At 53.2% G+C, this 23,127-nt stretch carries 18 protein-coding genes; 10 read left to right on the top strand and 8 right to left on the bottom strand.

Annotated elements, in window-relative coordinates; translation table 11 throughout:
* Positions 1-12 precede the first annotated feature (12 nt).
* The 8 genes from HRQ63_RS02800 to HRQ63_RS02765 form a co-directional block, all read right to left on the bottom strand.
* Entirely contained in the window at positions 13-1,245 is a 1,233-nt protein-coding gene (locus tag HRQ63_RS02800; RefSeq protein WP_172238786.1) for an aminopeptidase, read from the bottom strand.
* Between the two features lie 243 nt (positions 1,246-1,488).
* Positions 1,489-2,541, bottom strand: coding sequence for an NAD(P)/FAD-dependent oxidoreductase (locus HRQ63_RS02795; protein WP_172238783.1), 1,053 nt, complete (start codon positions 2,539-2,541; stop codon positions 1,489-1,491).
* 235 nt (positions 2,542-2,776) lie between these two features.
* The gene (gene pdxA, locus HRQ63_RS02790) at positions 2,777-3,772 is read right to left on the bottom strand and encodes a 4-hydroxythreonine-4-phosphate dehydrogenase PdxA (RefSeq protein WP_172238780.1); all 996 of its coding nucleotides are present in this window, start codon (positions 3,770-3,772) and stop codon (positions 2,777-2,779) included.
* The gene (locus HRQ63_RS02785) at positions 3,769-5,064 is read right to left on the bottom strand and encodes a four-carbon acid sugar kinase family protein (protein WP_172238777.1); all 1,296 of its coding nucleotides are present in this window, start codon (positions 5,062-5,064) and stop codon (positions 3,769-3,771) included. The genes pdxA and HRQ63_RS02785 overlap by 4 nt, the downstream gene beginning before the upstream one ends.
* 52 nt (positions 5,065-5,116) lie before the next feature.
* Complete coding sequence (locus tag HRQ63_RS02780; protein ID WP_172238774.1) at positions 5,117-6,142, bottom strand: 2-keto-3-deoxygluconate permease; 1,026 nt, start codon at positions 6,140-6,142, stop codon at positions 5,117-5,119.
* 158 nt (positions 6,143-6,300) lie between these two features.
* The gene (locus HRQ63_RS02775) at positions 6,301-7,983 is read right to left on the bottom strand and encodes a sigma-54-dependent Fis family transcriptional regulator (RefSeq protein ID WP_172238771.1); all 1,683 of its coding nucleotides are present in this window, start codon (positions 7,981-7,983) and stop codon (positions 6,301-6,303) included.
* Positions 7,984-8,528: 545 nt separating this feature from the next.
* Positions 8,529-10,328 (bottom strand): SEC-C domain-containing protein, encoded by a 1,800-nt coding sequence (locus HRQ63_RS02770; RefSeq protein WP_172238768.1) that lies wholly within the window; start codon positions 10,326-10,328, stop codon positions 8,529-8,531.
* Positions 10,325-10,750, bottom strand: coding sequence for a hemerythrin domain-containing protein (locus HRQ63_RS02765; protein WP_172238765.1), 426 nt, complete (start codon positions 10,748-10,750; stop codon positions 10,325-10,327). Before HRQ63_RS02765 ends, HRQ63_RS02770 begins: the two co-directional genes overlap by 4 nt.
* 169 nt (positions 10,751-10,919) lie before the next feature.
* Between HRQ63_RS02765 and HRQ63_RS02760 the strand changes: the two genes are divergently transcribed.
* From HRQ63_RS02760 to HRQ63_RS02715, 10 genes are all read left to right on the top strand, one after another.
* Complete coding sequence (locus HRQ63_RS02760) at positions 10,920-11,639, top strand: YwiC-like family protein (RefSeq protein ID WP_172238762.1); 720 nt, start codon at positions 10,920-10,922, stop codon at positions 11,637-11,639.
* A gap of 14 nt (positions 11,640-11,653) precedes the next feature.
* Complete coding sequence (locus HRQ63_RS02755; protein WP_172238759.1) at positions 11,654-12,838, top strand: TIGR04053 family radical SAM/SPASM domain-containing protein; 1,185 nt, start codon at positions 11,654-11,656, stop codon at positions 12,836-12,838.
* Positions 12,835-14,415 (top strand): protoporphyrinogen oxidase, encoded by a 1,581-nt coding sequence (gene hemG, locus HRQ63_RS02750; RefSeq protein ID WP_172238756.1) that lies wholly within the window; start codon positions 12,835-12,837, stop codon positions 14,413-14,415. Before HRQ63_RS02755 ends, hemG begins: the two co-directional genes overlap by 4 nt.
* Before the next feature lie 229 nt (positions 14,416-14,644).
* A complete protein-coding gene (gene modA, locus HRQ63_RS02745) occupies positions 14,645-15,511 on the top strand; it encodes a molybdate ABC transporter substrate-binding protein (RefSeq protein ID WP_172238753.1) in 867 nt (288 codons plus the stop codon).
* Entirely contained in the window at positions 15,511-16,188 is a 678-nt protein-coding gene (gene modB / locus HRQ63_RS02740) for a molybdate ABC transporter permease subunit (RefSeq protein WP_172238750.1), read from the top strand. Before modA ends, modB begins: the two co-directional genes overlap by 1 nt.
* A 679-nt stretch (positions 16,189-16,867) precedes the next feature.
* On the top strand, positions 16,868-17,803 hold the full coding sequence (locus tag HRQ63_RS02735; protein WP_172238747.1) for an ABC transporter permease: 936 nt from the start codon (positions 16,868-16,870) through the stop codon (positions 17,801-17,803).
* Positions 17,804-17,816: 13 nt separating this feature from the next.
* The gene (locus HRQ63_RS02730; protein WP_172238744.1) at positions 17,817-18,746 is read left to right on the top strand and encodes a carbohydrate ABC transporter permease; all 930 of its coding nucleotides are present in this window, start codon (positions 17,817-17,819) and stop codon (positions 18,744-18,746) included.
* A gap of 82 nt (positions 18,747-18,828) precedes the next feature.
* The gene (locus HRQ63_RS02725; RefSeq protein ID WP_172238741.1) at positions 18,829-20,319 is read left to right on the top strand and encodes an ABC transporter substrate-binding protein; all 1,491 of its coding nucleotides are present in this window, start codon (positions 18,829-18,831) and stop codon (positions 20,317-20,319) included.
* Between the two features lie 295 nt (positions 20,320-20,614).
* Positions 20,615-22,372, top strand: a complete 1,758-nt coding sequence (locus HRQ63_RS02720) for a sensor histidine kinase (RefSeq protein WP_229714044.1) — start codon at positions 20,615-20,617, stop codon at positions 22,370-22,372.
* The gene (locus HRQ63_RS02715; protein WP_172238735.1) at positions 22,347-23,096 is read left to right on the top strand and encodes a response regulator transcription factor; all 750 of its coding nucleotides are present in this window, start codon (positions 22,347-22,349) and stop codon (positions 23,094-23,096) included. The genes HRQ63_RS02720 and HRQ63_RS02715 overlap by 26 nt, the downstream gene beginning before the upstream one ends.
* The last annotated feature ends 31 nt before the right edge of the window (positions 23,097-23,127 follow it).

Here is a 23,127-nt window from a genome sequence, read left to right as displayed (position 1 = left end):
GCCGTCAATCGATTAAAACGCCCAGTTTCCGCCGCGGAAGACAGGCTCGGCCGTGCCGTCTTGCGTGATGCCGTCGATGTTCATTTCGGCGGAGCCGATCATGAAGTCCACGTGCGCAAGGCTTTGGTTGATTCCGGCTTCGGCCAGCTCTTCGCGAGACATCGACTTGCCGCCCTCGATGTTGAACGCGTACGCGCTGCCGATCGCCAGGTGGTTCGAAGCGTTCTCGTCGAACAAGGTGTTGTAATAGAGAATGCCGGACTCGGAGATCGGGGATTTATGCGGCACGAGTGCCACTTCGCCGATGTAATGCGAGCCTTCGTCCATCTCGACGAGACGTTTCAACGTTTCTTCGCCTTGCTCGGCTTTCACGTCCACGATGCGTCCGTTTTCGAACGTCAGCGTGAAGTTGTCGATGATGTTGCCGCCGTAGCTTAAAGGCTTCGTGCTCGATACCGTTCCGCTTACGCCGGTTTTGAGCGCGGCCGTGAATACTTCTTCCGTAGGCATGTTGGCCACGAATGCCGTGCCGCGCTCGCTTTCGCTGTCCGCAGCTACCCACAGATGCGTCGCGGGAAGCTCGATCGTAAGATCGGTACCCGGCGCCGTGTAGTGGAGCGCTTTGTATTTTTTGCTGTTCAGGTATGTCGATTTGTCGTTCAGCGTGGCGATATGCTGCTGCCAAGCCGCGACCGGATCAGGCTGATCGACGCGAACGGCTTTGAAGATCGCTTCCCACATGGCCGGGATTTGCTCGTTTTCAGGCAGGTGAGGGAAAACTTTAGCCGCCCAAGCTGCCGAAGGAACGGCTACGATCGACCAAGCCAGCTTATCGGACTGCACGTATTGGCGGTATTTGCTGAGTGCTTCGCCGGATACTTTTTGCAGCGTGGAGATGCGGTTAGGGTCAACGCCGTTCAGCAGATCGGGGTTATTGGAGATAACAGCCAGCATCGCGCCGCCGTTTTCCGCCAATTCTTCGCGCTCCGCCGCGGTCCACTTCGGCGCGATCTCGAACGAATCGTCCGGCGCAAGATCGTAACGCATGCGGGTGATGGCTTCGTCGGCCAGGTTCACCTTGACCAGCTTGGCGCCAGCCGCATAGGCATGCTTGACGACCAGACGCACGTATTCGAGCGATTCGACGCCTGCATCGATCATCAGAATCTGTCCGGGCTGAACGTTCACACCGACTTTTACCGCGAGTTCGGCGTATTTGTTAAGGTTTGTTTGAAAATCCGACATGATAGGCCTCCGTTTCGATACTTGCTTCATTAAAATAAACGCTATGCCTTCCATTGTACAAGATCACGCATAGAAAGGAAATCTAACATTGGTTAATTAGGCTGCGAGAATACAGGAAAAGTTGCGGGAAACGGCTGATTTTGAGGGAAAAGGGGAGTGGCGAATGAAGCGTTCGAATCTCTTAACGCAGAAATTCCCCGGCCGCATGCTCGCAGCCGGGGGATTCTTCGATTTCGCAAAGACTTAGTTACTATAGAGTTCCTTCATGATCTCGCGATTTTTCTCTTTGAACAGATCATTGTGGGAAGAGACCATGCCGTAACCTCGTGCATCCGGCGTGACGAACTGTTTCGCTTTGTTGACGGCATTCGCCGCATCGTGGAACGCGCCGGCGATCAGATGCACTTTTCCGTCGTAATGAACGACGTCTCCGGCGGCGAAGATGCCCGGCACGGACGTTTCGCTTGAAGAAGAAGCAAGGATTTGGTATTCGTTCATTTCGATTTTGATCTCGCTCTTTTTGAGCAGTTCGGTATCCCGCTCGTATCCGTGGCTGATAATCACGTCGTCCACGGTGAGCTCGAACTCTTCTTGCGAATCGTTTTTCTCCATCAACACGGTGCCGATCGCCGAATGGTCTTCGTTGGCGACAAGCGTTTTGATGGTAGCGTTCAGCAGCAGCTCCACGCCGTTGGCTTTCATTCGTGTAATATCGGCTTCGTGTCCTTTAAGTTCTTCTTTGCGGTAGGTCAGGTACACTTTTTTCGCGAAAGGCGCAAGCTCGTTGGCCCAGTCCACCGCCGAATGGCCTCCTCCGGAAATCAGAACCGTCTTGTCTTTGAAGCGAGCGATCGATTTGACGGTGTAGTGCAGGTTCGTCACTTCGAAGCGCTCCGCGCCCTCGATATCGAGTTTGGTCGGATTGAGAATGCCTCCGCCGACGGCCAGAATAATCGTTTTCGAATGGTGTTGATCGCCGGACAGGGTGTGCAGCACGAAATGTTCGCCGTCTTCCGAGCGTGCGATCGACGTCACTTTCTCGTTCAGCACGACGTCCGGCTTGAACGTTTGGCCCTGCGCTACCATTTGTTCGATCAGCTTGGCGGCCGGCATCGGCGTCAAACCGCCCACGTCCCAGATCATTTTCTCCGGATACACGTGGACCTTGCCGCCCAAGAAAGGTTGGAACTCGATGATCTTCGTCTTCATCTCGCGCAGACCGCTATAGAAAGCGGAAAAGAGCCCGGCCGGCCCTCCGCCGATAATCGTTACGTCGTAAACTTCATGGTTTTCCATGCTGATATGGCCTCCCTTATATATCAATCTCAAAAGATAATGATTCTCAATATCAAAGTAAGTATACCAACAGTTTCCTCTAAAAAACAAGCGCATTTCCAAATCGTTTGAAATCGGAAGCCTCGGTAAGCCGTTTTCAGACCGGATCGAAAGAATCGCGCGAACGATGACAGGAAGGACCGAAAACACCCTATTCTTCGATTGAAGAATAGGGTGTTTTCGGCATTTTGCGCGATCAGCGTTTGGGAGCCAACTCGATCGCCGAGCGGATCGCGGCGAGCATGCTGGCTTCGCCGGCGATGTTTTTTCCGGCGATATCGAAAGCGGTACCGTGGTCGACGGAGGTGCGGATGATGCCGCCTTTGAGGCCGACGGTGATATTGACGCCGTCTTCGATGCCCATGACCTTGATCGGGGCATGGCCTTGGTCGTGGTAGCAGGCGACGACTATATCGAAATCGCCGCGTCCGGCGCGGAAGAAGAGGGTGTCGGCCGGATAAGGACCGGTCACGTCGATGCCTTCGGCCGCCGCGCGGGCGATGCCCGGCGCAAGCTTTTCTTCTTCTTCGCCGTTGCCGAACAGTCCGTTTTCTCCGGCATGCGGATTGATCCCGCAGACCGCGATACGCGGCTTGTCGAAACCGGCTTTGCTCAGCGTATCGTGCGCAAGCTTGACGACGGTGTAGGTACGCTCCGGCGTAATGCTTTCGATTGCCGCGATCAAGCCCATATGCGTCGTCAGATGGATAACGCGCAAGTTCGGCGTTGTCAGCATCATCGAGAAATCTTCCGTATCGGTCAGCGCGGCCAGGATTTCGGTATGGCCCGGATACAGATGTCCGCCCAGATGGAGAGCTTCCTTATTCAGCGGCGCGGTGCAGATCGATTGGATCTCGCCGGCTTTTGCCAATTCGATCGATTTGGCGAGGTATTGATAAGCGGCATTGCCGGCTTCGGCCGATACTTGGCCGAAAGGGAGATCGGCAGGGAGCAGATCCAGATCCAGCACATCGATCGTGCCGTACTCGAATTTGGCCTCGGCAGCGGTTTGCACCGGATGGATCTCCAAATTCGTTTGCGTGACGTTCAGCGCGCGCTCCAGCATTTTGGCGTCTCCGATAACGAGAGGGCTGCATGTCCGGTAAACGTCTTCCTCCTTCAACGCTTTGACGATGATCTCGGGACCGATGCCTGCGGCGTCGCCCATTGTAATTCCGATTGTCGGTTTCATAACTGCTGCACTCCTTTCAATTTTTCTATCGCATGCGCAAATACGCTTTTCGTGCCGAATCCTCCGGCTTTGGTCACGACGTACAATCCTTCTTTGCCGAGGAACGAAGAGATCGGCACGCCGATTTCCAATTCGTCCAACAGTTCGAAACCTTTTACGCCCCAGCGAAGACAGACCTGCTTCGCCGTATCGCCGCCGCTCATGGATACGCCTTTGAACAAGTTCTGTTCGAGCAGCGGCGCGCATACGGCAGCCAGCGCTTTGACGATTTCGTTGCTGATTTCGGTGCGGCTGAAGCCGGCTGATTCGCCGACCTTCCAGGCTTGTTCGATATGCTCGGGCGCTCCGGTCGAAAATACAGCCACGTCGCGCCCTTGCCGCGCTGCGTTTAACGCTTCGTCATACACGCGGCGGATCTCGTCTTCGCATTCTTTTTTCGAAGCCACGGCTTTCCAAGATTCGAAAGCAACGGCACGCACGTTATTTTGCTCCAGCAAGTACGCAAGCTGCGCTCTGGAATTTCGGTTGACGCTGCCTACGACGGTCAAAACTTGTCCGGGCTCGTCGCTGATTTGGAGACGGTTCGAGTCGGCGGATAATCCGTGATAAGCAGGCAGATAGTTGGCAAGGCCCGCCGAACCGGCCCAGGCCAAGCGATACGGCACGTTTTTCAAACCGGTAAGAATCTGTTCCAAATGTCGCTCTTCGGTAGAATCAACGATGATGTAAGCCGCGCCTTCCGCGGCATAACGCTTCAGTCGCTCCAGCAGATGCCGGGTTCCCCGTTCCAGATCGTTTACGGTTAGCGTACCGATCCGCCGGGAAGTCTGCGCACCGAGAAGCCGGGTCAAATCCGAAATCGTGACCGGCGTTTTCGGATCTTTCGCGATTTCCGTTTCTCCGACCGGAATGCCGTTCAGATACAGCGTGGAATCCAGAACCGTTCGGTTGTTTTTGGGATAGCCGGGCGCGAACATCAGGAAATCCGGTTTCAGTGCGTCGTAAAAAGCATCCAGTTCTGCGCCGATATTTCCCCGCATCGTGGAATCGACTTTTTTGAACAGCGTATCGAAGCCGGATTCCAGCAAAAATTCCGCTGCCGTTTTCACGCGTTGGTAAGCTTGATCCGGCTCTACGGCGCGGCTGTCCGTATCGAATGCAACCGCTTCGTAAACTTTTGCGGCTTCAGCGTCCATATCGAACAGCACGGTCGTTTTTAATCCGTTACGCGACAATTGTACGCCGCTATCGTTCGCTCCTGTCAAATCGTCGGCGATAATGGCAAGTTTCATGCTGATTTCTCCTTCCGATCCATGAGCCTTAAGCGATGGCTCGGCTCTTTCTCTATTTTTCAATGACTGACGAAGCTTCCAGCTCCCGGCGTTCTTTGACCGACATATTGTACTTGGCGAGTCCGCCTTTTTCTTTTTCCAAGCGCTTGGCGAGGAATCCGATAAAGATCGGCAGCAGGATGGAGGTCGTCACGACGCTTGCCGCGATCTGGACCGTAGCCAATTCCGCGATCGGAGCGAACGATACATTCGCCGCGGCGATCGCTGCCGGAGTGCCGACCGCGTTGCCTGCCGTAGAGCCTTCCGCCGCGCCGACGATCGGGTTCCAGCCGAGGAACTTGAATAGCAGGTACAGCCCGCCGCCGGTCAACAGTACCGTGATGACTCCGAGCAGGATACCGCTGAGACCGCCTTTGATAATCGCGCTGAAGTTGATTCCCATGCCGAGCGCGAAAGCGAAAAACGGAACCAGCTTATCGCTGCCTTTATATAGGAAATCGCCCATCTCTTTGTCCAGGTTGCCCAACAGAATCCCGACGGCCAAAGGCAGCAGAACGGCGACGAACGACATCGGCGAAAATAATCCGTTGGCAAAACCCATGGCGCCGAAGATCGAGAGCGCGACCATCGTCAGGAACGGTCCGTCGCTCAAAGCAAGGAACGGATAAGCCGCTTTGTCTTCTTCTTTACCATACTGTCCGGCGAAAGCGATATACAAGCCTCCGTTGGAATTGGTCATGGCGCCGATGATCGCGATCGGGGCAAGGCCGAGGAACAGCCCGTTGCTGTCGGCCAACCAGAAAGCGAGCAGCCCGACGGCGACGCCGAGCAGCCATTTGACGGATAGCAGCGTAACGCCTTTGGCTACCGAAGCTTTGGCCGTGCGCAAATTGATTTGCGTGCCCGCAATCAAAAGAAAAAGCGCGATTAAAGCGCTTGCACTATTGACGAAAAGCGCTTCCGTAAATCCGCCGATGCGCAGAATGTTGGGAAAGAAGGTGTTGACCGATGCTGCAAGAAGCAGCGGTACGACCATCATGCCTCCGGGAATACGATCCAAAGTTGCTTTGATTTTCATGCTTATTGATCCCCTCTCGATGTTTTTGAAGCGTTTACTTGTCGTAATATACGCTCAACTGTTTATAAAAGCAACATTTTTTCGATAAATCATTTTAATTTTTATTATTTGTTTAATAATGCAACATATTTACGCATAAAAAAAGCAAGCTCAAGAATTCACTCTTTGAGCTTGCGCCATAACGTTGCCCGATTGATGCCGAGCCGCTCGGCCGTTCGGGACTGATTATGATTTTCTTCGCGGAGGACCGCTTCGATCACTTGCTTTTCGATTTCTTTCAACGTGCCTGCAGGCATTTGCCAACGATTTGGAGGACTGTGTTCGGTCGTCGCTTTTCGTACCGTCTCCGCCTGAATCACATAGTCGGTTTCGTTCAAAGCCAGTTCTTTGATCAAGCGTCTCAAACCGTCGATCCCGTATGCGTAATCCCGGTTTTCCAACAGTTTCGCGGCCGCTTCCTGAATCTTCACCGCGTTCGTTCCCAACTTTTGATGGCAATCCGACAAGAAAGCCTGCGCCAAAGGAAGAATATCTTCTTTTCGCTCCGACAGCGAGGGCATCGCCAATCGGACGGCGTCGAAGATCGAAAGGAGGCGTTCGTCGGGCGAAGCGTTCTCGATCAAAAACAAACGAATACCGCGTTCGGCAATCTTTGCGAAAAAGTCGCGCAGCAGCTCTTCCTCCGCTTGAGAAGCATGCAGCATCTTGATCGTGGCAATGCCATCCAGCGAAGCGTTCGAAATCTCGGCCAGATCCGCATGCTTGAGGTCGATCGTCATCATCTGGCCGTTCGGCGACAGTTCCCGATGAACGCAATCGACGATGAAGTTTTTTCCGCTTCCTTGCGGCCCGTACAAGCATACGCGCTCAGTTTCCCGATACAGCAAGCGAAGCTGAGCGGTCAACCGTCGGATTTCGGAAGAAGCTTCGATCAGCGGTCCTGAATCTTCGGGATAAAAAGTCGATATGCCCGCATGGCTCGAACCCGGATTTCCGTTTTTCCGCAGCGTATACAGCGTATATTCCTTGTCGTCGATGCGATGCTTAAAGCCTTCGGCAACCAAATGCTGGCCGTCGATCGTCAGCTTTTCCGACAAGCCCGCCGCATCTTGATCCAACTTGGCGCCGAGTGCCGCAATCCGTTCTTCCGTCAGCGGGTTGCGCTCGAAATCGCCGGTTCTGGCGTAAACGATCCGGTTTCGCTCGTCGGCCACGACCAGATTGGGATAAGCCGACTGCAAAAACCGCTCGAAAACGCGGACCAACTGATCGTTGCGATGCAGGTAACCGTACACGAGCCGCGCATCTTCAAGCGCGCTGCGCACCGATTCCCGACCCGATTGAATCAGGAAGCCTTTTAATCCGTATTCGTTCGCCGTTTTCAGCGTAATGACGTCTCCGGCAATCTGCTTATAATCGCGGCTTTTGAGATCGAGGACCAGCGAAGGAACTTCGCGCGGCTCCGTCACGGTAAAAGCTTTCAGCGGAAGATCGAGCAGGTCGATGATCGCTTGCGCGCCCGACGTCACGTTGGGGAACCCGACGATCGCCGTTTTTTCCTTCAGGCTGCTGGCGAGCAGAAGAGAGCGGATCATATCGTAGCCCGATAGCTGCACGTCGATCACGGGAATGGTCACCGAACGCTTGATCGAACGGGCGGTTCCGCCGCGGCTGACGATGATGTCCGCGCCCGCTCGCTCCGCGGCGACCGCAAGCTCGACGCCGTTTTCCAAGTCGCCGACCGAACACTCGATATGCAAATCCGGGAACAGCGGGACGCACTCCTCGACGATCGAAAGCATGGAGGCATAAGGCGCGATAAGATGTACATGGATTTTCATGGATTTCCCCGCTTTGAATGTATAATCGTTTCCTTTTCCGCCAGTTGGCGGTACGTGAAACATTATAACACAAACGAAACGACGAAAATTCCATGCCGCTTTTCGCCGTGGACGACTGTTTTTGTGAGGCCTTCCGATGCTTGAAGACGAAACGAAGGCGCTATCTTCGGAAGCTTGCCTCACCGCGTAACCGGCAAAGAAGCCTGCGTACGCGAAGTCAAACGCAACTTTTCTGGCGACGACCACTGCGAATACGAAGTTCGCTTCGCCATCTAGCAACAAAAATAGCACAAGTTTCAACGATCTTAATCAAAAAAAAGAAGTTCCGATGGCACAGCACGTCGGAACTTCTTTTTTTAAAACTAAGCCACAAGCGACCGAATTAAGAAATCTGTCTTTCCCGCAGCGTCCCCAACCAAGAATTCTTAATTCAAGAGCGCCGGACGAATCATCGTCCAAATGAACCGCGCTTCCTCCGGCGAACGCGGCGTCATGACGGCCGACTGCGGATAAGGCTGGGCTTCCATGCGATCGCGAACCCATTTTTACGTATACGGATTGGCTTCGACCGCAGCCCGGTACAATTTTTCCGCTTCCGCGCCCAAACGGTCTTCCCGGTACTGGATGACCCAGTCGAACCAACGATAGATCGCGTTGTCTCCCGCCCCTTCCGCATAATGCGCCAGCAGCCCGGCGGCCGCTTTGAGATCTCCCCGCGCAATCAACGCGGAGAGCGCGGGATAGCGGGCGCCTTGATGATCGGCCGGATTCAAACGCAGCAGCTTATAAAAACGCTCGAACGCTTCATCCCGCAGCCCGTTTTCCCAATCGTGCAGCGCTCTTCGCATCAATGCGCGCAAATAAGGCCGATTGGGCATATGCAGCCAAGGCGGTTGGATATCGGCTTCGAAAGATTCAAGAGCCGACTGTTCGGCGCGTTCCAGCAGATTGAGGCGCATGGAAGCATCTTGTTCGAATTCGGCAGCCAGCAGCAAAACATCGGCATTGTCGGGATGCAGCCGGCGGGCCTCTGTCCATTTTTCGGTCCGGAATTCAAGATCGCGCGCCATATAAGCTTCATAAGCACGAAGCTGCGCTTCTTCTTGTGCAGAAACCGGGATGTAAGGGATACCCGAGAAATAGTCCATCTGACGCCGCAGCGCAGCCTCGCCTTGAATATCCAAATCTTTGATATGCATATAGAGTCGCCATTGGCGGAATTCGTCGGGCATGGGATCCGTGCCGATCCGGAAGCCGATGATTTCTTCTTTTTCCTCATAAACGGCGGTTTTGCGTTCGAAATCCGCCATTTCTTGGACGAGACGCTTGACGTCTTGGGGCTTCGCGCCGAACTTTTCGGTCAGGCGTTCCGCATCCCAGTCGTTCGTGAGCCAACCCTCCGCGAGACCGAACGAAATCGCGGCCGCGGCGGCCGTTCCCGCATCGGGCGTTTGACGCTTGCGCTTCAGGAATCGGAAAGTGATGTCCATCAGCCGATCATGCTTCACGTCGTGACGAATCAGGAAGTTGTCCAGCCTGCGAATCGCTTCGGTTATCGACTCCGGCAGCTCTTCAGGAGAAAGATCCGCAGCTACCGATTCGCCGAACGCTTCATATACGTCAGCGATACGGGAACGGTAAAAGCTATTAAGTTGAAGATCGTTCCATTCGCTTCTGAGCCGCTCCAGACGAAGCACGGCTTCATCGTCCGGTTCTTCGATCAGCACAAGGCTGTTCAACGCGAATTTCGGAGCATCCGGCGTTATGCCGGGCAGCCAAAATCCGAGCACGATCATACCGGGTTGAGGTCGGAAAGAGTCGTCCACGCGCAGCTCGAACAGATCTCCGCTCAACACTTCCGACGCGCGGACGGACAGTCCTGGATCGGAATCGCTGCCTGCTGCTTTGGCTGCTCCGAACACGTGCGATTCCTTGCCCATGATGCGAAATACCGCAAATTGGGGATCGTTCCAGCCTTTTAACGTGTCGGCAATCGCTGCGTTATCGGCCTTTGCGGACTGATCCTGCACGAATGCGTTCCAAGTATCGACGGCTTCGCCGAAAAAGAACGTATCTCCGACTACGGCGTCCGTTTTTTCCGCGCCGTAAGCGGCTTGAAGGCGAGGAGCCCATTCATTTTTCCAAGCCGATAACGCCTTTTGTTCGGACGGGCGAGGATGAGTCGTGAAAAAATCGCGCAGTACCGATTGAAGCGCTGCTTGACGGGATACCTCGGCACGAGCTTGTTCGTCGCGCGTTGCGCAGCATTTTTTGTATTTCAATCCGCTGCCGCACGGACAAGCATCGTTGCGACCCGCGGAGACGGCAGACGCTGAACGGTTCATTCCGAATGCTCCCCGAACAGCAGACGTTCTTCTTCGCGGCTGTGGATAGCGTTGATCGTAATCAGAGAGTAGAACAAACGCATCACGTCGGGAGCAGGTCCGTCTTTGGGCAGCTCGTTCACGATATCGGCCACGATCATGCGCAAAATATCGTGATCCCGCGTCAATTTGACGACGGCCAGGCGAAGATCCGGATTTTCTCCCGCCATTTCTTCATAAAAACCTTCTTCTTCGGCATCCGCATGACTGAGCACGCGCGTGACCCAATAGCCGAGCAGCTGATCCGCCGCAAGGCGCGCTTCTGCGCTTTTGCCTTCCTGAATCAGAATTTCGAGTTCTTCCGTTTTATCGATCGCGCCGCTGAGCGCTCCTTCATGAATGGCATGATGGGCATGATGTTGACGCAGTGCAGGTCCTCCCATAACTAACTCCACCTTTCCGAATCTTTTTCTCGTTTCGACGCGTCCAGTATAGCATGCGCAGACGCGCGCGGCGGTTCGGTTAGGCATTTCCCGGAGCGAAACAGGGAAGTCCCTGATTGGTCGCCTTCGGTAACGTTTTATACAATAAACCCGTAAGGAGGATAATGCCATGAACCGCTATATTCCGAATCAGCACGGCGCATGGGCCATGTTGATGCTTCCGTTTTTGCTTGGGATGTCCGTTGCCGGAGCCACATTGTTGCATCTTCCGTTGTTTCTGTGTTGGCTGTCCATGTATTTGTTCAGCTTTCCTGTGCTCCAATGGATCAAAACAGGGAAGAAGGATCGTTACCTGAAGCCGTCGCTGGTGTACGGTCTGATCTTGATTCCGCTTACGATCATTGTCGTGCTATCCGAACCCGAGTTGATTGGCTATGGCGTACTGCTGCTGCTTACGTTCGCGATCCCCGCCTATTACGCCAAATCCAAAAATGAACGCGCGCTGCTCAATGATATCGTGGCGATCCTGTTGTTTTGCTCCTTTATTTATCCGGTCGTGTACGTGTCGGCGGGACATGAAGCAGATTGGACGAAGACCACACTGCTGTTTGTAATGTCGGGTTTGTATTTCATCGGTACCGCGCTTTATGTCAAAACGATTATTCGCGAGAAAAAGAACCCGCGCTATTACCGTCTGTCGATCGCTTACCATGTGTTGTTGATTCCTTTTGCAGCTTGGTTAAGCCTCCCGCTCGCGATTCCGTTCACGATTCTGCTGGCGCGCGCGATCGTGCTGCCCAAGCGTAAGCTGAAGGTCAAACAAACGGGAATCGCCGAACTTGTTTTTGCCGTGATGTTGTATGTTTTCGTATTGATCGTCTATCTGTAAAGGAGTCTTGCCCCATGAATATGCCGGCCCCGCGCGATTACGCCGTTGATCCTTTTATCGTGATCTGGGAAGTGACCCGAGCCTGCGCGCTCAAATGTCTGCATTGTCGGGCGGAAGCTCAATACCGGGCCGATCCCGATCAACTCTCGCATGAAGAAGGCCGCGCGCTGATTGATCGAATCGCCCTGATGAATCGTCCGTTATTGGTCTTCACGGGCGGCGATCCGCTGATGCGTTCCGATTTGTTCGAACTTGCCCGCTATGCGATCCAGGAAAAAGGTTTGTCCGTATCCATGACTCCAAGTGCCACGCCGCGCGTGACCCGAAGTTCTGTCGAAAAAGCGAAAGAAGTCGGACTCTCGCGTTGGGCGTTCAGTCTTGACGGTTCTTGTGCCGAAATTCACGATCACTTTCGAGGTACGGCAGGATCTTTCGATACGACGATGCGCGGTATTGGTTATTTGAAGGAAATGGGAATTCCGATTCAGGTCAACACGACGGTGTCCCGTTATAACTTGCATGATCTGGAGGCTATTTCGGAAAAAGTCAAAGAGATAGGCGTTGTGCTCTGGAGCCTTTTTTTCCTGATCCCGACCGGTCGTGCCGCCCAAAAAGACATGATCAGCGCCGAAGAACACGAAAAAGTGATGGAATGGTTGTATGAGGTAGGACAGCGGATGCCGTACGGCGTCAAAGCCACCGAAGCGCCGCATTATCGCCGGGTGGCCGTGCAGTTATCCGCGAAGCGTGCCCAATCGAATCCAAGCGCAGAAAGGTCTGACGGAGTTGGCATTTCAAAGCCCGGAAGTTCTTTTTCGATGAACAGGGTCAATGCGGTTTCGGGTTCAAAAAGGGACTTCAAACGCGCCGACGTACTCGGACGCGCTCCTAAAGGAGTGAATGACGGCGACGGTTTCTTGTTTATCAGCCACATCGGAGACGTCTATCCCAGCGGATTTTTGCCCGTAAAATGCGGAAATGTTAGGGAAGAGGCGCTGGAGGACATTTACCGCGACTCTCCCGTTATGAGAAGCCTGCGCGACAAGAATCGATTAAAAGGCAAATGCGGCGCATGCGAATTCAAGCAATTATGCGGCGGCTCGCGTGCACGTGCATTTGCCGTCACTAGCGATTTTTTGGAAAGCGATCCGAGCTGCACGTATATTCCGATAGCGTTGAGAGGAGAACCACAATCATGACAGCAACGAACCAGAAAACAGGGCCATGTTCAACTCCGCAGCGAATCCTTGTACTCGGAGGCGGGATCAGCGGGCTTGCTTCCGCTTTCTACTTAGCCAAACAAGCCAAGGAGCAAGGGATTTCGCTCGAAATCACGATCGTCGAGGAAAGTGAACAGCTCGGCGGTCGACTGCGTACGGAAAATCGGGAGGGCTGTCTGATCGAAAAAGGACCGGATTCTTTCATCGCACGCAAAACGGCCATTCTGGATTTAACCGCAGAGTTGGGTCTTACAGGCGAATTGGTTCCTACCAATCCGAATGCGAAAACCAGCTATATCCTGCACAAAGGGAAAATGCATCCGATGCCTATGGGCTTCATTCTGGGTATCCCGACCAAGTTGTCTCCGTTTATCCGAACCGGACTGATCTCGCCGATGGGCAAACTGCGTGCCGCGCTTGATCTCGTCTTGCCCAAGAAACAGGGAAAAGGGGATGAAGCGCTGGGTGATTTTATCGAGCGCCGTCTGGGAAAAGAAGTGTTGGAACGGATCACCGAGCCGCTTCTGGCCGGAATTTACGCCGGAGATACGCGCTCGCTTAGTCTGAACGCGACCTTTCCTCAGTTCAAAGCGATGGAAGAGCGAGAAGGCAGCTTGATCAAAGGGATGGCGCGCGGCGGCGGACGTCCGAAAGGGAATCCGGCTCCAGATTCGAAGTCGAATCAAGGGCCGTCCGGTACTGGAAGTCCATCTTCGATTCCTGGCAAAACAGGACGCGCACCCGCTCTTTCCGGCAAGTTGTCCAAAAGCATGTTTTTATCCTATCAAGGCGGATTGTCGGCATTGGTGGCGCGTCTGGAACAGCATCTGCGCGACTCGGGCGTTCAGGTGATTACGGGAGCTCGGGCTGCTTCTTTCATTAAAAAGGATCTGCATGGTTATGAAGTAACTCTGGATAGCGGTCAATGTTTAAAAGCTGACGGCGTGATCTGCGCTTTGCCTGCATTTGAAGCGGCCCGATTACTTAACGAAGAAGTGCCTGCCGCGCAGCGGTTATCGGAGATCGACTATGTATCGGTGGCGAACATCGCGTTGGCCTATCGGACTGCGGATCTGAATATTTCGTTCGAGCGTTCCGGCTTCCTCGTGCCCAGAAAAGAAGGCCGGCTGATTACGGCGTGCACCTGGTCTTCGACCAAGTGGCAGCATGTCGCTCCTGAAGGACAGACGCTGCTTCGAACGTATATCGGCCGTTCCGGCGCCCAACAGTGGACAAGCATGGAAGATCGCGAATTGATCGAAGCGGCCAAGCGCGATCTGCGCGAATTGACGGGGCTGGATACCGTACCGCAATGGGCCGAAGTCAGCCGCTGCCTGTCCGCGATGCCTCAATATCCGGTAGGACATGTCGAGATGTTGAACGAGGTACGTTCCGGTCTGGAAAATTCGCTGCCGGGCGTGTTGCTATGCGGTGCCGGGTATAACGGCGTAGGCATTCCCGACTGCGTGGCAGGGGGTCGGGATGCCGCGGCAAAGCTGCTCGAAGGACTTCCGGCACTTATGGAAAAAGCGGAAAAGTGCGAGTCTGCTTCTTGATATGGATATCGAAAAGGCTACCCTAACTCCCTTAAGCGGGTTGTAAGGAGATTGCCTTTTTTTCACGTCTGCGATTAACGAGAACAACTCGACACTCGCCAATTCTCAAGCAATCCTTACTGGATAAAAGGGGGGTTCCCGAATCGCTTTTTCGATTGTCCGGGCGTAGACTGAACAGGCAAGTTTGTGTATTGTAAATTTGGAGTAATCGAAAAGGAGAACGCGAACCATGAACAAAAGAAAGTTCAATATCTTCCTGTTACCTATGCTTGCGCTGCTGCTGATCCTCTCGGCTTGCGGAGCAAAACCTGCTGAGCCAACCGCAGCTCAGGCCGCCGGCCAACAAACAGAAAGTACGGATGAAGCAAGCGGTAACGATACCGCCGCGCCGACAACCGAACCTGTTACGTTGACGATCTCGGCTGCGGCCAGCTTGACGGATGCCTTGAATGATATTCAAAAAACATACGAAGCTGCCCATCCCCATGTAAAGCTGGAATTCAACTTCGGTGCTTCGGGTGCACTTCAACAGCAAATCGAGCAAGGCGCACCCGCTGATTTGTTCTTGTCCGCTTCGACCAAAAACATGCAGGCGCTGCTGGACGGAGGCCTGATCGAAGACGGTCAAGAAAAGGACTGGTTAACCAATACGCTCGTTGTCGTAGTACCGAAAGACGCAGAATCTGCCGTAACGAAGATCGAGGATCTGACTGTCGATAGCGTCAAGCATGTCGCGATCGGCATTCCGGACAGCGTTCCTGCCGGCAAATACGCGCAAGAAGCGCTGACCAATGCCGGACTGTGGGATTCCCTGCAAGATAAAATGGTTCAAGGCAAAGACGTGCGCCAAGTGCTTCAATATACGGAAACAGGCAATGCGGATGCAGGCTTCGTCTACAAAACGGATGCCATGACTTCGGATCAAGTCAAAGTCTCTTTCGATGTTGAAGCGGGCAGCTACTCGCCTATCAACTACCCAATCGGTGTCGTAAAAGCAACAGAGCACCAAGAAGCGGCACAAGCTTTCTATGACTATCTGCAAACGCCGGAAGCGCTCAATGTCTTGACTGGCTACGGCTTCTCCGTCGCACAGTGATGACTTTTGCGGACATCGGCTGGAGCGAATATTGGTCGCCGATCCGCCTTTCGCTCCAAGTCGCGCTGCTGGCGAGCGTCATCGCCATACTACTCGGAACGACGGTAGCCTGGTACATGTCCCGTCGCGAGACTTTTCGAGGCAAAACGGTGCTGGAGACGATCTTCATGCTTCCGCTCGTGCTGCCGCCGACGGTGGTCGGTTTCCTGCTGCTGATCCTGCTCGGACGTCGGGGATGGCTTGGCGGATTGATCGAAAAGATTTTTCATTCAACAGTGATCTTCTCTTGGCAGGCCGCCGTTATCGCAGCCGTGGTCGTCGCTTTCCCGCTGGTCTATCGAACGACCGTAACCGGATTCGAAGCCGTCGACCGAGACCTCGAAGACGCCGGCCGCTCGATCGGGGCTAACGAATGGCAGGTCTTCCGGCATATCACGCTGCCGCTGATCGCGCCGTCTCTAAAAACCGCCTATGTTCTCGGCTTCGCCCGAAGCCTGGGCGAATTCGGCGCCACGCTCATGATCGCCGGCAATATCCCCGGCCGAACCCAGACCGTTCCGACCGCGATCTACGTCGCCGTAGACTCCGGCCATTTGTCCTTAGCCTGGGCTTGGACCATCGCGATCGTCGCCGTATCTTTCGTCCTGCTGCTCCTCACGGGACGCCGATCTTCTTGAATAACGTCCCGAAGCCCATCTTAACGACCTCGGGACGTTTTTTTATTTTCTATCAAATTCAACAAACTTATCCTTTCCTTTTCTGCCCCTTCAAAGCTGATATATGATGATCCACAGTCCTGCGCAATCTCTGCATCATCCGATGATCCAAACGTCCTCCCACAGTTCAAAAATGCTCTCTGCAAAATAAATGCGAATATCCATTTAATTTCTTCTTTTTCAACTTCATCGAGCCAATAAATGCATATATCCATCTATTTCATCTCATTTTCTTCTTTTCACTCTATTATTGTTCAAATAACTGTATAATCGTATCTATTTCTTTTCTTGTACGTATCTGCTGAAAATAACTGTATATCCGCATTTATTTCTTTGCCATTCTCTCAAGCACTCCTTTTGATCGTACTTTGAGAAACCAGAGCTTTTTCTTTTTACTCCCTTCCCCAAAAATGAGACCTTGCCAACGTCGAATTGCTTTCAAGTCCTTCACGGACGAGTGCCCCCCGCAAACAGGACTTCAAGGCAATTCCCCGACGTTAGATCAAAGGTCGAATTTTTCTCCCTTTGATCTAACGTTTCCCGACTGAAGTCTAACGTTTCTGCTCTATTAAAATGTAAGCGTTTTCTTATATCCTGAATACAGCCACATCAAATCCACTACACGGGGGACGGGGTGAACATGAAAAAAGAAAAACAAAAGCGGCCGCGTTGGCGCAAGCAGGATACCGAACTTACCTTACTCGCACTGCCCACTACGATCTGGTACATACTTTTCTGCTTCCTGCCCATGTTCGGCGTGATCATCGCGTTCAAAGACTTCAAAATCTCCGGCGGCTTTCTGAGCAACGTATTCAACAGCCCTTGGTCGGGATGGAAAAACTTCGAGTTCCTGTTCAAATCCAACGATGCGTGGATCACCATCCGCAACACGCTGGGCTACAACATCATTTTCATCCTGCTCGGCATTCTGATCCCGGTCACGCTGGCTCTGATGATCGGACGCCTGCACAACAGCAGGGCGGGCAAAGTGTATCAAACGATGATGTTTTTGCCGTATTTCCTGTCTTGGGTCGTGGTTTCCGCCGTGATCTGGGCGTTCCTGAGCTTCGACAAAGGGATCGCGAACCAGATGTTGAACGGGATCGGCACCGAGTCGGTAAATTGGTACATGGAACCGAAGTATTGGCCGTATTTCCTGATCTTCATGAACGTGTGGAAAGGGATCGGCTACGGCATGGTCGTGTATTTGGCGACCATAACAGGTATCGACAGCACGTACTACGAAGCGGCCGTCATCGACGGAGCCTCCATCTGGCAGCAGACGAAGTATATCACGCTGCCGATGATGAAGCTGGTGATCGTCATGATGTTCATTTTGGCGGTCGGGCGTATTTTTTACACGGACTTCGGTCTATTCTACCAGGTTCCGCGAGACTCCAATTCCTTGTTCAACGTCACCACGACCCTCGACGTATTGGTGTATAAGCAGCTGAAAACGGCGACCGTGGGCATGGCGTCCGCAGCGGCTTTCGTTCAATCGGTCATGGGCTGTATCACGATTTTGTTCGCCAACTGGATCGTTCGCCGTATCGATTCCGAAAGCGCGATGATGTAAAGGAGGCGAGTCTATGGCAGCGAAAAGTGAAGCGACGAGCGGGCTCGACCGGTACAACCGAATCGGAAAAGGCATGAATGTCCTATTCCATCTGGTCTTTATCCTCCTTGCGCTCGTGTGCGTCGTTCCGATTCTGGTCATTGTATCCATTTCGTTTTCCAGCGAAGATTCGATCCGGGAGACGGGTTACCATATGTTTCCGACCGTGTTCTCCGTGGAAGCGTACGAGTTTATCATTCAGCAGGGAACGGTCATTTTGCGGGCTTTCGGCGTCTCGGTATTGGTCACCGTAATCGGCACCGTGCTCGGCGTTCTGCTGACCGCTTCGATGGGGTACGTGCTGGCGCAGCCCAATTACAAGCTGAAAAGTTTCCTGACCTGGGTCGTGTTCATTCCGATGGTGTTCAACGGCGGCCTGGTATCGAGTTACTTTATCAACGCCAATCTGCTCGGGTTGAAAGACACGATCTGGGCGCTGATCTTGCCGCTTGCGGTATCGTCGTTCAACGTCATCATTTGCAAAACGTTTTTCCGCAGCACCATTCCCGACGGGATCGTCGAATCGGCGGAGATCGACGGGGCGAGCCAATTGCGCATTTTCTTCTCGATCATCATGCCGATCTCGCTGCCGGTGCTGGCCACGATCGGGTTGTTCCTTTGCTTCGGCTATTGGAACGACTGGTTCCAGTCCATGCTGTACATCAACGATCAGGATTTGTACTCGCTGCAAGCGCTGCTGAACAATCTGATGAGTAACGTGGACGCTTTGGCGAGAAACGCTTCCAGCATGGGGGTCAGCTACGCGACGCTGGTCGCCAGCATGCCGAAAGAAACCGCGCGCATGGCCGTGGCGATCCTGATCGTCGTGCCCGTGGCGTTCGCTTACCCCTTCTTCCAGCGTTACTTTATCGCCGGATTGACAGTGGGTTCGATCAAAGGGTGACCCCGGAAGCTGTCGGTTCAGGCGTTTCCGGTCATCGACGCATAGAGCAAGCCTACCAAACCGAAAAGAGGGGGTACGATTCATGAAAAAAAGAGGCAAATTCTTTTCCACGTTCTGCACGGTCATGCTGCTGATGTCTGTGCTCGCTGCATGCAGCGGAGGAGGTTCCAGCACCAGCGGTACGACCGATTCCTCGGGGCAAACGGATAGCGGTTCCGCGGACTCCGGCGAAGTGCCGACTTTGGTCTGGTGGACGATCGGCGGTCAGGTTCCGAGCAACTTCGACAAAGCCGTCGCGGCCATGAACGAGTACACGGCCGAAAAGATCGGCGTCAAGATCGATATCCGCGTCGCCAGCTGGGCCGATTGGGATACCAAAATCAACACGATCGTCAACACCGGCGAACCGTTCGACATCATGTTCACCAACAGCGGCAAGTACAACCAGCAGGTGTCGATGGGCGCGTTCGCCGATCTGACCGACCTGGTGCAAAGCGAATCGCCGGAACTGTACAAGTTCATCCCGGAAACGGTCTGGGACGGAGCCAAGATCGGCGGCAAAATTTACTCGGTTCCTACTTATAAAGACTCCTCGCTGACCCAATACTGGATCTTCGACGATACTTACGTGCAAAAATACGGCATCGACCTGAACAGCGTCAAGACGCTCGGCGACCTCGACAAGCCGTTCCGCGACATGAAAGCGGGCGAAGGCAAAAGCTACTATCCGCTGTCTTTGACGCAGGGCGACGGATTCCCGGGCTTGTTCAACGGCTACGACGATCTTACGCTGGGACTCCAGCCGCTCGGCGTAAAAGTCGACGACGAATCCCGCAAAGTCGTGTTCACGCTTAACCAACCGGACATGATGGAAAACTTGACGCTGCTGCACCAATGGTACCAAGACGGCATCATCAACCCTGACGCGCCGACGAGGGGCGAAGCGGAAAAAGCGCGTCCGTTCTTCAGCGCCCAAGCCTTCCCGGGCGCGGAAGCCAACTACCAGATCAACGAAGGCGTCGAAAAGTACGATATGGTACAAGTCTTTGGTCCTCTGTACACCACCAGCACGATCCAAGGCTCGCTGAACGCGATCTCCGCGAACTCCAAATACAAAAACGAAGCGTTGAAGTATCTGGAACTCGTCAACACCGATCCGAAGCTGCGCAACATGCTGGCGTTCGGCGAACTCGGCGTCGATTACAACAGCGTGGACGGCGAAAAAGTCATCGAACGCGTCAGCGACACTTGGCCGCTCGCCGCTTACACCCAAGGCACGTTCTTCAACTTGGCCGTGACCAAAGGCGCACCCGAAGACCAATGGGAGCAGGTTCGCAAACTGAACGAAGAAGCTACTCCTTCGTCTACATTGGGCTTTGCGCTGGACATCAGCAACCTGACCACCGAAGTCGCCAACACCAAAGCCGTGTGGGACAAATACAAATCCGAACTGATCACCGGCGCCTCCGACCCGGCCGTCATCGTGCCTAAGGTCGAAGCCGAAATGAAAGCCGCCGGCATGGACACCATCGTCCAAGCCGCCCAAGAACAAATCGAAGCTTATTTTAAATAAAAAATAAGTGAAGCGTATGTAAAAATCTTTAATGTGAGCGAAGCGAGAGCGGAGGGAGAAATTCAGTGAAAGACGCCTTTGAACTCGGAAAACTCCTTATTTAAATCCAATCCATTTTCCGAGTGAAACAGCGTCTTGAACGAATTTCTCCCGCAGCCCTCAAGCTTCCCCAACAAACAGGATTTTCCCATCAGCAGAACCCAAACGGAATCCAATCTCCGTTCGGGTTTTTCTGCTGCACATCCTTTCCGCATCAAGTGCTACAATAAGAAATATGGCAAAGGAGGCGCCTGCCTTGTCCTTTTTGCAAATCAAGATTTATCGAAGCAAATTTATGGCGTATGCGATCTTCGTCGTATCCATCGGAATGGCCATAGGCTTGCTTACCTGCGCCATCCTATTCGTTCAATGGGTCGATAATGCCCGGAATCAAGCCGCAAGCACCTTTGCCGGAGTCGAGAATACGCTGCAGCATAATGCCGATCGGATCGAAGCTTACATGCAGCGCGTCTATTTGAACAGCGGGTTGATGGCCGATGTTCGGTATTTTTTAGGCAGCAGTGCTGAACAATACTTTTCCGCGAGACTTGAAGCCAGCCGCGTCGATCAGCCGATGATTTCTTTTCCGGACGACGTGGAGTCTTTTTTATACGGCGGAGGGCAGGGGGATATCATTCAAGTCAGTCTGCAGACCGCGGGAAAAGGCAACGTGCTTCGCTTCGACAAAAACGGCAATACCCGCTTCAAATTCCAGGTGCCTGAAGACGACGAAATGTTCCGCAGCTCGATCGATCGGGGTTTTATATATCAAGAAAATTTGTCGGATCCCAATGAAATTTCGCGCAAGCTGGGGGAACTGCGTTTTGTCGTGGGCAGCGATCGGGTATTTGGCAGTTCGATTAATGAAGGGATCAGTCGCGCGGCGCTGATTGGAATGAACGGAGATGTTTATCCCGACTTTTCAGCCGAGGAAGAAAACAACGAACTGGTTGCACGCGCATTGGCAGACGGACGGGCCCAAGGATATTTGTCTGCCGGAGGTCTGAACGGAGTCTTTTTCACGACTTTTACCTCAGCCAAATTTGAGTATAGTTTCGTCAGTTGGGTCGATCTGAATACGATGATTCGCGAACGCTGGGGAACGCTTTTATCCGTTTTCCTGATTGTATTGTCGGCGATGATCAGCGTGCTGACGCTCATTGTGTATAATCTTAGGGATGATGCGCGCTTTCTTCATCATATTATCCAATCGATCGGGCGGGTCAAAACAGCGGATTTCACCCCGGAGACTCCGGCCCGATACCGACGCAACGAATACGGGATGATCGCCAAAGAACTTGAAGATATGGTGAGGCAGTTGGACACACATATCCGCACGGAATATTTGTTAAAGCTCAAGCAGCAGGAGACAGAAATGAAAGCGCTACAAAATCAGATTAATCCTCATTTCCTTTACAATACGCTGGAAGCGATCCGCTCCAAAGCTCTGGTCAATCGCGATATGGAAACTTCGGACGCAATTGCGACACTCGGCGCGTTGTATCGGGATATGGTGAAACACGAAAATATTATCACGATCGGCAAAGAACTTTCGTTGCTGCGTGAGTATCTGAAAATCATGGAGTTCAAATACCCGGATCGCTTTTATTATCAATTCAATGTGGACGAGACGCTGTCGGCGCTGCCTACGGTGAAGTTCTGGATGCAGCCGCTCGCCGAGAACTTTTTCGTGCATGGATTCAATTCGAGCAATGCCTTCAACCTGCTTATGGTCAACGGTTGGGAGTCGGAGACGCATTTTCATCTGGAGATCGCGGATAACGGAAAATGGATCGCGGAAGAACGCCTCGAGCATATCCGCAGCACCTTATCGCGCAAAGACGACGCTCCCGTAACCAGCATCGGGCTGCATAACGTAAGCACTCGGCTGCATTTTTTCTATGGAGAAGGATTTGCGCTGCATGTCGAGAATAATGAAGAAGCAGGCGTGAAAGTATCCGTGACGATTCCGAAGGGAGCTGCGATCCATGTACAAACTTCTGATTGTGGATGACGAACCGCAAATTTTGGAAGGCATGAAGCGAACGCTGGACTGGGAAAAGTACGGATTCGGCTGCATCGAGACCAGCGAAACGGCAGACGACGCGATCTCGAAAGCCGTCGCCATTTACCCGGACATCGCGATCTTTGATATCTGCATCGGCAAAGACCGCGGATACGAGGCGATCAGCAAGCTGAACGGACTGGGTTTGCCCACAAAATACATCATCATGAGCGGATACAACGAGTTTGAGTACGCCAGGGAAGCGATCCGCTGCGGCGTGAAAGACTATCTGCTTAAGCCGGTCAATCGCTCCAAACTGCAAGAAGTCGTGGAAAAAATTATCGTCGAAGATCTGCACGGAACGCTTGAAGGGACGAGCGACGTCAATCTGGACCCCGTGCTGGGCGTGCGTTACGATAGCCTGTCCAAACTCACGAATCATATTTTGCTGACGGTCAAAACCGAATACGAGCAAAATATCACGCTCAAAATGGTCGCCGAGCAGTTTCGCATGAACGGAACGTATCTGGGCCAGATTTTTTTGAAAGAAACCAAAATGAAATTCTCGGAATACGTGATGGCTTACCGGATGTTGAAAGCGCGCGAGCGGATCTTGTCGACCGACGACAAAATCGCCAGCATCGCGCATTCGGTCGGCTACTCCAATCTGGGTTACTTTTATACGCATTTTCATGCTTATTTCGATAAATCGCCTTCGGATTTGAGAAGATGAGCAGCCTGAATAAAAAAGCGGCCGTTCGCAA

This window comes from Saccharibacillus endophyticus, assembly GCF_013185185.1.
GTDB lineage: Bacteria > Bacillota > Bacilli > Paenibacillales > Paenibacillaceae > Saccharibacillus > Saccharibacillus endophyticus.
The sequence above is the reverse complement of the archived record's forward strand: the minus strand, read 5'-3'. Positions and strand labels throughout refer to the sequence as shown.